The sequence below is a fragment of the Phytobacter palmae genome (genome assembly GCF_039409775.1).
In the GTDB taxonomy this organism is placed as follows: domain Bacteria; phylum Pseudomonadota; class Gammaproteobacteria; order Enterobacterales; family Enterobacteriaceae; genus Phytobacter; species Phytobacter palmae.
In genome coordinates this window covers 61,467-73,842 of the sequence record NZ_JBCIVJ010000005.1, presented here as the reverse complement: position 1 = coordinate 73,842, position 12,376 = coordinate 61,467, and the positions used below count along the sequence as shown (strand labels likewise).

Sequence of the window (12,376 nt, the reverse complement as noted above, 5' to 3'; positions counted from 1 at the left end):
GGAGCCAGAAGCGTGACAGATGTCACCAAATTTGCTCATTGAGATTTTTTTAATGGGGGAACGTGTCCCCCATACAGATCATTTTGTGATGGTTTTGACGCCATCCGCGCTGCCGATCAAAGCCACATCCGCACCGCGGTTGGCGAACAAGCCCACGGTCACCACGCCCGGAATGCCGTTAATCGTGTTTTCCAGCGCAACAGGATCGATAATTTCCAGACCAAAGACGTCGAGGATGACGTTGCCGTTATCGGTAACCACGTTCTGACGATATTCAGGACGTCCGCCCAGCTTCACCAGTTCACGCGCCACTGCGCTTCGTGCCATCGGAATCACTTCCACCGGCAGAGGGAATTTACCCAGGATATCGACCTGTTTTGATGCATCTGCAATACAGATAAATTTATCGGCTACCGAGGCAATGATTTTTTCACGCGTTAACGCTGCACCGCCGCCTTTGATCATCTGCATCTGGCCGTTGATTTCATCTGCGCCATCTACATAAATTCCCAGACGATCGACTTCATTCAGATCGAATACGGTGATACCCAGGCCTTTCAGTTTCTCTGTCGAGGCGTCGGAACTGGAAACCGCCCCTTCAATCTGACCTTTCATGGTGCCGAGCGCGTCAATAAAGTGCGCAGCGGTGGAGCCGGTACCAACGCCTACGATAGTACCCGGTTCAACATATTTGAGCGCTGCCCAACCCACTACTTTTTTTAATTCGTCCTGCGTCATCGTCGTTCGCCTGTGGTGAGAATGGTGTGGAATTCGAAGCGCATTATAGAACATGGAAGGGGGAAAAGTCCCTGTGAGCTGTGTCACATTACCAGCAGGTACATTTTCGTCTGTAAGTCACAAAAAATTATGTCATAGTGCTGAGTAATTATTTTCCAGGAGTATGTCAGTCAGATGAAACGTCCGGACTACAGAACGTTACAGGCGCTTGATGCGGTCATTCGGGAACGTGGGTTTGAGCGCGCCGCGCAAAAGCTGTGTATCACTCAGTCCGCCGTATCACAGCGTATTAAACAGCTCGAAAATATGTTTGGCCAGCCCCTGCTGGTACGTACCGTCCCACCGCGTCCGACGGAACAAGGGCAAAAGTTGCTGGCCTTGCTGCGCCAGGTAGAACTGCTTGAAGAAGAGTGGCTGGGTGATGAGCAAACCGGCTCCACTCCACTCCTGCTGTCGCTGGCGGTGAACGCCGACAGCCTGGCAACATGGTTGCTGCCAGCGCTGGCGCCAGTGCTGGCTGATTCGCCAATTCGCCTGAATTTACAGGTTGAAGATGAAACCCGCACTCAGGAGCGTCTGCGTCGCGGTGAAGTGGTCGGTGCGGTAAGTATTCAACCGCAGGCTCTGCCAAGCTGCCTCGTTGACCAACTTGGCGCGCTTGATTACCTGTTTGTCGGTTCGAAAGCTTTTGCTGAACGTTACTTCCCGAATGGTGTAACACGTTCGGCTTTACTTAAAGCGCCTGCCGTGGCGTTTGACCATCTCGACGATATGCACCAGGCCTTCTTGCAGCAAAATTTCGATCTGCCGCCGGGCAGCGTGCCCTGTCATATCGTTAACTCGTCGGAAGCGTTTGTGCAACTGGCCAGGCAGGGAACAACCTGTTGTATGATTCCGCACCTGCAAATCGAAAGAGAGTTGAACGCCGGAGAATTGATCGACCTCACGCCAGGCCTCTTTCAACGCCGGATGCTGTACTGGCATCGGTTTGCGCCAGAAAGTCGCATGATGCGCAACGTCACCGATGCACTGCTGGCTTACGGCCACAAGGTGTTAAGACAAGACTGAAATTCACGAAGACAAAGTTGCCTTACCGGGACTACAAACACACGCAGCCCCGGTAAGCGTAGCGCATCAGGTCATTCCCAAATGCGGCCACATGTCGCGCAAGAGTGAAATTACTGCGCTTTGTCCGTTGTTGCAGGCTGCTGAGTCTGACTCTGCGTTGGCTCAAGCTGGAATACAACGTCCACCTGATCGGCAAACTGAATAGTCGGCTGTTCGTACGTTTCCTGTGCGGATACGGGTGCCGCATCTGCTTTCATCATGCGAACCATCGGGCTCGGCTGATAATTGGATACGTGGTAACGCACACTATAGACCGGGCCAAGCTTAGCATTGAAACCTGCTGCCAGCTGTTCGGCCTGATGAACGGCATCATCAATGGCCGCTTTACGCGCCTTATCCTTGTAAGAATCCGGTTGCGCAACGCCCAGAGAAACGGAACGGATTTCATTCAAACCGGCTTTGAGCGCACCATCAAGCAGGGAATTGAGCTTCTCCAGATCGCGCAGCGTCACTTCCACCGTACGTACGGCACGCCAGCCTTTCAGCACGCTTTTACCGTTTTGGTAATCGTAATCCGGCTGGGTGCGCAAGTTAGCGGAATTGATGTCTTTCTTCCCTACACCATTCTTGTCGAGGAATGAGAGATACTCGGCAACGCGATCGTCTGCCTGTTTCTTCGCCGTCGCGGCATCTTTCGCCTGGATATTCACTTCAATCGCCAGGGTAGCAATATCAGGCACCGCGTCCACGCTCGACGTACCTGAGGTAACAATGTGCGGACCATCAGGCAGTTCACTTGCCTGTACCGACATGACGCTCAGTCCCACTAATGCCGCCAGGGCCATCACTTTGAATTTCACGGTTGCTCCTCCATGTTGCTTATTACGTCCGTAGGAAAACGGCACGCCAGGCAGAAGCTTAGCGGATACCGTTGGTTTGTCCATCAGACCAGACTTAGTTTAACAATGCCTGCACATGGGCCACCCCATCTTTCGCCAGTTGTGCGGCGATAACCCACATTACTGCCCCGACGATGAGGTTGATAATGCGTTGAGCTTTTGCCGTACGCAGACGCGGAGCAAACCAGGCGGCCAGCATCGCCAGGCCAAAAAACCAGATAATGGACGCACTGATCGTCCCCATCGCAAACCAGCGCTTCGGCTCCGCGTCCAGCTGCCCGCCCAGGCTGCCAAGCACCACAAAGGTGTCGAGATAAACATGAGGATTAAGCCAGGTTACCGCCAGCATGGTCGCGATAATCTTCCAGCGTCCTTGCTTCATCACTTCGGCGCTGGCAAGCTCAATCTCACTGCCAAGCGCGGTTTTCAGCGCGCCATAGCCATACCACAGCAGAAAGGCGACACCCCCCCAGGTTACCAGTCCCAGCAGCCATGGAGATTGCATCAACAAGGCACTGCCACCAAATACTCCGGCACAAATCAACAGTAAGTCACTCAGTGTGCACAGAAAAGCCGTCATGATGTGATACTGGCGACGGATCCCCTGGTTCATAACGAAGGCATTCTGCGGGCCAAGAGGTAAAATCAATGCTGCACCTAGTATAAGCCCTTGAAAATAATAGGTTATCACAATAAATTCTCACTTATCTTTATCTGGACGCAGACTATAACGCGCGAGAATCATTAGAGGAAATTGAATATTTTAATGACTAATTAGTATGGCTAATGTAAGAAAATAGTAAAAAGGCCGGCGATGCCGACCTGATTATTTACTCTTCGACAGGCTCTTTCACCCGTTTGAAATTCACATCCATTTGCGGGTAAGGGAAACTGATACCGTGCTCATCAAAGCTGCGTTTCACTTTTTCCAGAACATCCCAGTAGACGTTTTGCAGGTCACCACTATTACTCCAGACGCGCACCACAAAGTTGATGGAAGATGCCCCGAGTTCATTCAGACGCACCGTCATCTCCCGGTCTTTCAGGATACGGTCGTCGGCCTGGATGATATCAGTCAGCAGCTTCGTAACCAGATCGATGTCTGAATCGTACGCAACGCCAATGATAAATTCGTTACGGCGGACCGGTTCCCGGGAAAAGTTAATAATGTTCCCGGCAATAATTTTACCGTTGGGAACCACAATAATGCGGCCATCAGCGCTGCGCAGTGTGGTGGAGAAAATCTGTACCTGTAGCACAGTACCGGCCACTCCACCCAGGTCGACGTATTCTCCGGAACGAAACGGACGGAATGTCACCAGTAAAACGCCGGCTGCCAGATTCGAGAGTGACCCTTGTAATGCCAGACCGATTGCCAGACCTGCGGCACCGAGTACCGCAATAACCGATGCGGTTTGCACTCCCACACGCCCCAGTGCGGCTATCAGGGTAAAAGCAATGACGCCGTAGCGGACCAGCGCGGAGAGAAAGTCGGCAACGGTGGCATCAATGTGCCGTGCCCGCATCAGTTTGTTGACAGTGTTTGAAATCATGCGGGCAATGATCATACCCACAATGATGATGGCAATGGCGGCAACGATGTTAACAGCGTAACTCAACAGCAGAGCCTGATTGGTCACCAGCCAGGAGCCTGCGTTATTGATGCTGTCGACGACGTGAAGATCTTCCATTCTTTGTTCCTTATGTTGATCCGTGCGGGAAAATTCCTTCCCGACGGTGGCGGACAGACACCTAAAGGGTAAACAATAAGGGACGATTTTGCCAAATGGATCACATTTAATGGCGCGTGCAGGCTATTGAATCGGAAATAAAAAAGGCCCGTATAAGCGGGCCTGAATCAGGAAACAAGGCAAAAATTACAGAACGTCAACCGCGTTCAGTTCTTTGAAAGCCTGTTCCAGACGGGTGATCATAGAGGTCTGAGCTGCACGCAGCCATACGCGCGGATCGTAGTATTTCTTGTTCGGCTGGTCTTCGCCTTTCGGGTTGCCCAACTGACCTTGCAGATACGCTTCGTTAGCTTTGTAGTAGTTCAGGATACCTTCCCAGGTCGCCCATTGGGTATCGGTATCGATGTTCATTTTGATAACGCCGTAGCTTACGGAGTCTTTGATTTCCTGAGCAGTAGAACCGGAACCGCCATGGAAAACGAAGTTCAGGGCGTTATGCGGCAGGTTATGTTTTTTGGAAACATATTCCTGAGAGTCGCGCAGGATAGTCGGGGTCAGTTTCACGTTACCCGGTTTGTATACGCCATGCACGTTACCGAAGGAAGCAGCAATGGTGAAACGCGGGCTGATTGCGTTCAGTTTGGTGTATGCGTAATCAACGTCTTCCGGCTGAGTGTACAGCGCAGAAGCGTCCATGTGGCTGTTGTCTACGCCATCTTCTTCGCCGCCGGTGCAGCCCAGTTCGATTTCCAGGGTCATGCCAATTTTGGACATGCGCGCCAGATATTTGGAGCAGATCTCGATGTTTTCTTCGAGGGACTCTTCAGACAGGTCGATCATGTGAGAAGAGAACAGCGGTTTGCCGGTAGCAGCAAAGTGTTTTTCACCAGCGTCCAGCAGGCCGTCGATCCACGGCAGCAATTTCTTCGCGCAGTGGTCAGTGTGCAGAATTACCGGAACACCGTAGTGTTCTGCCATCTGATGTACGTGATGCGCACCAGAGATAGCGCCCAGGATAGCAGCACCCTGAGGAATATCGGTTTTCACACCTTTACCCGCGATGAATGCAGCACCACCGTTGGAGAACTGAACGATAACCGGCGCTTTCACTTTCGCAGCGGTTTCCAGAACGGCGTTAATGGAATCGGTGCCCACGCAGTTAACTGCTGGCAGCGCAAAGTTGTTTTCTTTCGCTACCTGGAACACTTTCTGAACGTCATCACCGGTGATAACACCCGGTTTTACGAAATCAAAAATTTTAGACATGTTTTCGAGTCCTGTATCTGTATCTTCGACCGTTGGAAAAAAGTTCGCGAGCATTACGCGCGCTGAAAATTGGGCAGGTTTCCCTGCCCTTTGAATACTTACTTCTTAGCGCGCTCTTCGAGCATTGCGACTGCCGGCAGCACTTTGCCTTCCACGAACTCGAGGAACGCACCGCCACCAGTGGAGATGTAGGAGATTTTGTCAGCGATACCGAACAGGTCGATAGCCGCCAGAGTATCGCCGCCGCCTGCGATAGAGAACGCTTCGCTGTCTGCGATGGCATTAGCAACGATTTCGGTGCCTTTACGGAAGTTCGGGAATTCGAAAACGCCAACCGGGCCGTTCCACAGAATGGTTTTCGCGTTTTTCAGGATTTCAGCCAGTTTCTGTGCAGAAGCATCGCCCAGGTCCAGAATCTGCTCTCCATCTTTGATATCAGAAACAGATTTCAGGGTTGCGGTAGCGGTTTCGGAGAACTCGGTAGCAACACGAACATCTGTCGGGACAGGAATATCACAGGTACCCAGCAGGCGTTTTGCTTCGTCAACCAGGTCTGCTTCGTACAGGGATTTACCGACATTGTGGCCCTGAGCGGCAACGAAGGTGTTGGCGATACCGCCACCCACGATCAGCTGATCAGCGATTTTAGACAGAGAGTCCAGAACGGTCAGTTTAGTGGAAACTTTAGAACCACCAACGATAGCAACCATCGGGCGAGCAGGTTCTTTCAGCGCTTTACCCAGCGCCTCCAGTTCGTCAGCCAGCAGCGGGCCTGCGCACGCAACGTCAGCGAATTTACCGATACCGTGGGTTGACGCCTGTGCACGGTGAGCAGTACCGAAAGCGTCCATTACGAATACGTCGCACAGTGCGGCATATTTTTTGGACAGTGTTTCGTCGTCTTTCTTCTCGCCTTTGTTGAAGCGAACGTTTTCCAGAACTACCAGTTCACCTGCGGCAACTTCAACGCCATCCAGGTAATCTTTAACCAGACGTACCGGGTTAGACAGTTTGTCTTTCAGGTAATTAACAACCGGCAGCAGAGAGAACTCTTCGTTGTACTCGCCTTCGGTCGGACGACCCAGATGGGAGGTAACCATCACTTTCGCGCCTTGTTTCAGCGCCAGCTCGATGGTCGGCAGAGAAGCACGGATACGCGCATCGCTGGTCACTTTGCCATCTTTAACCGGTACGTTCAGATCCGCACGGATGAAAACGCGTTTACCTGCCAAATCCAGATCGGTCATCTTAATTACAGACATGGTGAATCCTCTCAATGATTCATAAAGTTTTGCGAACGCAATGTGCGCCCTACCTGAAACCTTTTGCGGCCATTTCTAACGTCGTGTCGAGCATTCGGTTAGCAAAGCCCCATTCGTTATCGCACCATACCAGGGTTTTAATAAGGTGCGCGCCACTGACCCGTGTTTGCGTACCATCAACGATGGCACTGTGCGGATCATGGTTAAAATCTGTCGAGACCAACGGTAATTCCGTATAGTCAACTATACCATGAAATGTTCCCTGTGCTGCTTTTTGCAGCAAGGCATTGACTTCACAAGCTTTAACCGGGTTTTTCACCGTCACGCTCAGATCAATTGCCGTCACATTTATGGTCGGTACACGTACCGCAATCGCCTCAAACCGGTCGTGAAATTGCGGGAAAATACGGGTGATACCCGCCGCCAGTTTCGTGTCCACAGGAATAATAGACTGGCTGGCTGCACGCGTACGGCGTAAATCAGGATGATAGGCATCAATCACCTGCTGATCGTGCATCGCGGAGTGGATCGTGGTAACTGTACCCGATTCAATCCCCCACGCGTCATCAAGCAGCTTAATAATCGGAATAATGCAGTTCGTGGTGCAGGAAGCGTTAGAGACGATATGATCGTCAGGCTTTAAAGCATCCTGATTGACGCCAAAAACGACTGTTGCGTCGAGATCGTTACTGCCAGGATGCGAGAACAGCACTTTCTTCGCTCCCGCCGCCAGATGCGCTTCGCCATCGGCGCGGCTGCCAAAAACACCGGTACAATCAAGCACCACATCAACACCCAGCTCGCGCCATGGCAGCGCTGCGATATCGCGCTGATGAAGAATGCGAATCGCATCATCACCGACAAACAGTTGCTCGCGCTCCTGATGTACGTCCCACGCGAAACGTCCGTGGCTGGTGTCATATTTCAATAAATGGGCCATGCCTGCCGCATCTGCCAGTTCATTGATTGCCACCACGGTGACTTCCGCCCGACGCCCGGATTCATACAAAGCACGAACCACATTGCGTCCGATACGACCGAAGCCATTAATCGCTATGCGTACGCTCATAGATCTCCTGCAAGGTTACCCAATTTGAGGTGGCTCACAGAGTAATGCAGCAACCTTTACAGGGAAACCTCGCCTGTCACAAACTGCGTTTGATTGATTATTTGTCGAACATTTAAGCGACTGAAACGCTTCAGCTAGAATAAGCGAAACGCAGAATAAAAGGAATCCATGTCCAGCCCTGGCGACCATTTATCTGACTTGCGTCACATTTTTGCAGGAATAACTCGCGGTCAACGCAAAACGGTAACCAGGCGGTTACCGTTTTAGTATTTACACCCTCTCCCGCCGGGAGAGGGTTATGCTGAGGGCGCCAGTCCGCACCCGACCACAATCAGAGCAGCGCTTTCGCTTTTGCGACCACGTTGTCGACAGTAAAGCCGAACTCTTCAAACAGCAGCTCTGCCGGTGCAGACTCACCGAAGGTAGCCATACCGACGATTGCGCCGTTCAGGCCCACGTATTTGAACCAGTAGTCGGCGATACCCGCTTCGATTGCCACGCGTGCGGAAACAGCTTTTGGCAGTACGGATTCACGGTAAGCCGCATCCTGTTTGTCGAACGCATCAGTAGACGGCATGGAAACCACGCGAGCCTTCACGCCTTCGGCAGTCAGTTTTTCCCATGCGGCAACTGCCAGCTCAACTTCTGAACCGGTGGCAATGAAAATCAGCTCCGGCTGGCCATTGCTGTCTTTCAACACGTAACCACCACGAGCCACATTTGCCAGTTGCTCAGCGGTACGCTCCTGCTGCGCCAGGTTCTGACGGGACAGAATCAGCGCAGTCGGGCCGTCGGCACGCTCAACGCCGTACTTCCATGCCACGGCAGATTCCACCTGGTCACACGGACGCCATGTGCTCATATTCGGGGTCACGCGCAGAGATGCCACCTGCTCTACCGGCTGGTGAGTCGGGCCATCTTCGCCCAGACCGATGGAGTCGTGGGTATAAACCATCACCTGGCGCTGTTTCATCAGTGCCGCCATACGCACCGCGTTACGGGCATATTCCACAAACATCAGGAAGGTAGAGGTGTAAGGCAGGAAACCGCCATGCAGAGAGATACCGTTGGCAATAGCGGTCATACCGAACTCGCGCACGCCGTAGTGAATGTAGTTACCGGCAGTATCTTCGTTAATTGCTTTCGAACCAGACCACAGCGTCAGGTTAGACGGTGCCAGGTCAGCGGAGCCGCCGAGGAATTCCGGAAGCAGCGGGCCGAAGGCTTCAATCGCATTCTGAGACGCTTTACGGCTGGCGATTTTGGACGGGTTCGCCTGCAGCTTCGCGATAAATTCGTTCGCTTTCGCGTCGAAATCAGAAGGCAGCTCACCGCTCATACGGCGGGTAAATTCAGCCGCTTCCTGCGGGAAAGCTTTGGCATAAGCCGCGAATTTCTCATTCCAGGCAGACTCTTTCGCCTGACCAGCTTCTTTCGCATCCCACTGGGCATAAATTTCAGACGGGATTTCAAACGCCGGATGTTTCCAGCCAAGCGCTTCACGGGTCAGTGCGATTTCCGCATCGCCCAGCGGTGCGCCGTGGGAGTCGTGGGTACCCGCTTTGTTCGGTGAACCGAAACCGATGATGGTTTTACACATCAGCAGAGACGGTTTGTCGGTGACTGCGCGCGCTTCTTCTACTGCACGTTTGATGGAGTCTGCGTTATGACCGTCAACGCCACGTACTACGTGCCAGCCGTAGGCTTCGAAACGGGCTGCGGTATCATCGGTGAACCAGCCTTCCACGTGGCCATCAATGGAGATGCCGTTGTCGTCGTAGAACGCGACCAGTTTGCCCAGTTTCAGGGTGCCGGCCAGGGAGCATACCTCGTGAGAGATACCTTCCATCATGCAGCCATCGCCCATGAACGCGTAAGTGAAGTGGTTAACAATGTCATGGCCCGGACGGTTGAACTGCGCCGCCAGCGTTTTCTCCGCAATAGCCATACCGACCGCATTCGCAATACCCTGACCCAGCGGGCCGGTAGTGGTTTCCACGCCTGCGGTGTAGCCCACTTCCGGGTGACCCGGGGTTTTTGAGTGCAGTTGACGGAAGTTTTTCAGCTCGTCAATCGGCAGGTCGTAACCGGTGAGGTGCAGCAGGCTGTAAATCAGCATTGAACCGTGACCGTTGGACAGCACGAAACGGTCGCGGTCAGCCCATGCCGGGTTCTGCGGGTTATGGTTCAGGAAATCACGCCACAGGACTTCGGCGATGTCAGCCATACCCATCGGGGCACCCGGGTGACCGGATTTGGCTTTCTGTACCGCGTCCATGCTCAGCGCACGAATGGCATTGGCAAGCTCTTTACGTGAGGACATTTTGACTCCAGATCGGACTGTTAAAGGCCATGCCCGGAACGACTTGACTACAGCGCGTTATGGGCTACGCCGGAAAAAAGTGCCAACAATGTAACCCAAGCGGGAAGTCATGTACATGGAGCATCCTTTTGAGGATTAAGAAATCTCTGGAAGCTGCTTGCGCGTTGCGCAATAGACTCGCCCGGTAATCGTTCTATTCTTTATACTTGTGCAACTGCACCGGCTCGTTTGTGCGCGGCGCATTATCAGAATTATGAATTAACTTGCGTGGAAGATAAGAGATGAAAATTCGCCCGGCTTTGCTTGCTCTGATGACAGCGACCCTGTTGGCAGGCTGCCAGAATATGGACTCTAATGGTTTTTTGACCTCCGGAGCAGAAGCTTTTCAGGCCTACACGCTAAGCGATGCGCAGGTTAAAAGCCTGAGCGACGAAGCCTGTAAGCAGATGGACAGTAAAGCAACGATAGCCCCGGCGGGCAGCCAGTATAATCAGCGCCTTAGCAAGATTGCCGCCGCGCTTGGCGATAACATCAACGGCCAGCCGGTGAACTACAAGGTTTACGTAGCAAAAGACGTTAATGCCTTCGCCATGGCCAATGGCTGTATTCGCGTGTACAGCGGTCTGATGGACATGATGAATGACAACGAAGTCGAGGCGGTGATTGGCCATGAAATGGGCCACGTTGCGCTCGGTCACGTGAAGAAAGGCATGCAGGTGGCGCTTGGCACCAATGCCGTCCGTGCAGCTGCCGCATCAGCGGGGGGCGTGGTGGGCAATTTGTCGCAATCTCAGCTGGGCGCCCTGGGTGAAAAACTGGTGAATTCACAGTTCTCACAGCGTCAGGAGTCCGAAGCGGACGATTATTCCTATGATCTTTTGCGCAAACGTGGAATTAGCCCGATTGGGCTGGCTACCAGCTTCGAAAAATTAGCAAAACTCGAAGAGGGTCGCCAGAGTTCTATGTTTGACGATCACCCGGCCTCGGCTGAACGTGCGCAACATGTCCGTGATCGCCTGGCGGCGGACGGCATTAAGTAATTTTACTCATGATGTCCCCGGTGGTGCTTCGCTTACCGGGGCCATATTCGCTGCATTACGCTCCTTTCTTCGCTGCCTGGATATAGAGCATCTCCAGTGCTAACGTTGCCGCTGCCAGTGCGGTGATCTCGGCCCGATCATAAGCCGGAGCGACTTCGACCAGATCCATCCCTACGATATTCAGATCTTTGAGTCCCCGCACCAGTTTAAGTGCGCGATCGGATGTCAGCCCACCGATCACGGGTGTCCCGGTGCCCGGGGCAAATGCAGGATCGAGACAATCGATATCAAATGTCAGATAGACCGGCAGGTCACCTACCGTTGTTTTTATTTCCGCCAGAATATCTTCCACGCTGCGGTCATTCACCTGGCAGGCATCCAGCACCGTAAAACCGTCATGCTGGTTGAACTCGGTACGAATGCCAATCTGAACGGAGTGCGCCGGGTCAATCAGTCCTTCTTTCGGCGCCGTGTAGAACATGGTGCCATGGTCAAATTCACAGCCATTGGCATAGGTGTCGGTATGGGCATCAAAGTGCACCAGCGCCATTTTGCCAAAATGTTTACCGTAGGCGCGCAGCAACGGCAGCGTCACGTAATGGTCACCGCCAAATGACAGTAGTCGTTTTCCCGCTGACAGCAATCTTTCGCCATGGGCCTGTAGCTTTTCACTCATTTCGCGGGCATCGCCAAAGGCATACACCAGATCGCCACAGTCCACGACGCGCAGGCGCTCGCGCATATCGAAATGCCACGGAAAGCGATGATGTTCCCAGGCCAGATGCGTGGAAATCTGTCGGATAGCACCGGGCCCCAGGCGACTGCCGGGACGCCCCGAGGTTGCCATATCAAAAGGAATGCCGGTAATCACCCACTCTGCGTCGCTATCCCATGGCTGAAAATGTAAAGGCAGGCGTAAGAAACCGAAGGCGTTGGAGATAAGAGAATTATCATACTGATGTCCCAGAGTGCTCATAAAGCGACCTCCTGATATCGTCGTGATAATGTTCCCGCTATAGC

General features: G+C 52.9%; 11 protein-coding genes. 2 read left to right on the top strand and 9 right to left on the bottom strand.

Translation table 11 applies throughout. From position 1 onward, the window contains the following. Positions 1-78 precede the first annotated feature (78 nt). The gene (gene rpiA, locus AAIG39_RS08225) at positions 79-738 is read right to left on the bottom strand and encodes a ribose-5-phosphate isomerase RpiA (RefSeq protein WP_343193593.1); all 660 of its coding nucleotides are present in this window, start codon (positions 736-738) and stop codon (positions 79-81) included. 174 nt (positions 739-912) lie between these two features. Between rpiA and argP the strand changes: the two genes are divergently transcribed. After that, entirely contained in the window at positions 913-1,806 is an 894-nt protein-coding gene (gene argP, locus AAIG39_RS08220) for a DNA-binding transcriptional regulator ArgP (RefSeq protein WP_047368950.1), read from the top strand. A 110-nt stretch (positions 1,807-1,916) separates the two neighbouring features. Here argP and AAIG39_RS08215 read toward each other — a convergent pair whose 3' ends face one another. The 7 genes from AAIG39_RS08215 to tkt all read right to left on the bottom strand — a co-directional run bounded on the left by AAIG39_RS08215 (position 1,917) and on the right by tkt (position 10,316). Then, a complete protein-coding gene (locus tag AAIG39_RS08215; protein WP_090083455.1) occupies positions 1,917-2,666 on the bottom strand; it encodes an oxidative stress defense protein in 750 nt (249 codons plus the stop codon). A gap of 94 nt (positions 2,667-2,760) precedes the next feature. Continuing rightward, the gene (argO, locus tag AAIG39_RS08210) at positions 2,761-3,396 is read right to left on the bottom strand and encodes an arginine exporter ArgO (RefSeq protein WP_090083453.1); all 636 of its coding nucleotides are present in this window, start codon (positions 3,394-3,396) and stop codon (positions 2,761-2,763) included. Between the two features lie 139 nt (positions 3,397-3,535). Then, positions 3,536-4,396: a small-conductance mechanosensitive channel MscS gene (locus AAIG39_RS08205; RefSeq protein ID WP_090083450.1), complete on the bottom strand. Its 861-nt coding sequence runs from the start codon at positions 4,394-4,396 to the stop codon at positions 3,536-3,538. A gap of 186 nt (positions 4,397-4,582) precedes the next feature. Next, on the bottom strand, positions 4,583-5,662 hold the full coding sequence (gene fbaA / locus AAIG39_RS08200; RefSeq protein ID WP_090083556.1) for a class II fructose-bisphosphate aldolase: 1,080 nt from the start codon (positions 5,660-5,662) through the stop codon (positions 4,583-4,585). Between the two features lie 98 nt (positions 5,663-5,760). Then, positions 5,761-6,924: a phosphoglycerate kinase gene (gene pgk, locus AAIG39_RS08195; RefSeq protein WP_090083448.1), complete on the bottom strand. Its 1,164-nt coding sequence runs from the start codon at positions 6,922-6,924 to the stop codon at positions 5,761-5,763. A 49-nt stretch (positions 6,925-6,973) separates the two neighbouring features. Further along, on the bottom strand, positions 6,974-7,993 hold the full coding sequence (epd, locus tag AAIG39_RS08190) for an erythrose-4-phosphate dehydrogenase (protein WP_090083447.1): 1,020 nt from the start codon (positions 7,991-7,993) through the stop codon (positions 6,974-6,976). Positions 7,994-8,324: 331 nt separating this feature from the next. Next, positions 8,325-10,316, bottom strand: coding sequence for a transketolase (gene tkt, locus AAIG39_RS08185; protein ID WP_343193592.1), 1,992 nt, complete (start codon positions 10,314-10,316; stop codon positions 8,325-8,327). 281 nt (positions 10,317-10,597) lie between these two features. Between tkt and loiP the strand changes: the two genes are divergently transcribed. Next, the gene (loiP, locus tag AAIG39_RS08180) at positions 10,598-11,356 is read left to right on the top strand and encodes a metalloprotease LoiP (RefSeq protein ID WP_249572221.1); all 759 of its coding nucleotides are present in this window, start codon (positions 10,598-10,600) and stop codon (positions 11,354-11,356) included. A 55-nt stretch (positions 11,357-11,411) separates the two neighbouring features. Here loiP and speB read toward each other — a convergent pair whose 3' ends face one another. Beyond that, positions 11,412-12,332, bottom strand: a complete 921-nt coding sequence (gene speB, locus AAIG39_RS08175) for an agmatinase (RefSeq protein WP_090083443.1) — start codon at positions 12,330-12,332, stop codon at positions 11,412-11,414. Between the last annotated feature and the right edge of the window lie 44 nt (positions 12,333-12,376).

Bases quoted from the DNA above. Each gene is read 5' to 3' on its own strand.
- fbaA (WP_090083556.1), bottom strand. From the start codon at position 5,662: ATGTCTAAAATTTTTGATTTCGTAAAACCGGGTGTTATCACCGGTGAT.
- argP (WP_047368950.1), top strand. From the start codon at position 913: ATGAAACGTCCGGACTACAGAACGTTACAGGCGCTTGATGCGGTCATT.
- speB (WP_090083443.1), bottom strand. From the start codon at position 12,332: ATGAGCACTCTGGGACATCAGTATGATAATTCTCTTATCTCCAACGCC.
- AAIG39_RS08205 (WP_090083450.1), bottom strand. From the start codon at position 4,396: ATGGAAGATCTTCACGTCGTCGACAGCATCAATAACGCAGGCTCCTGG.
- loiP (WP_249572221.1), top strand. From the start codon at position 10,598: ATGAAAATTCGCCCGGCTTTGCTTGCTCTGATGACAGCGACCCTGTTG.
- tkt (WP_343193592.1), bottom strand. From the start codon at position 10,316: ATGTCCTCACGTAAAGAGCTTGCCAATGCCATTCGTGCGCTGAGCATG.
- pgk (WP_090083448.1), bottom strand. From the start codon at position 6,924: ATGTCTGTAATTAAGATGACCGATCTGGATTTGGCAGGTAAACGCGTT.
- rpiA (WP_343193593.1), bottom strand. From the start codon at position 738: ATGACGCAGGACGAATTAAAAAAAGTAGTGGGTTGGGCAGCGCTCAAA.
- epd (WP_090083447.1), bottom strand. From the start codon at position 7,993: ATGAGCGTACGCATAGCGATTAATGGCTTCGGTCGTATCGGACGCAAT.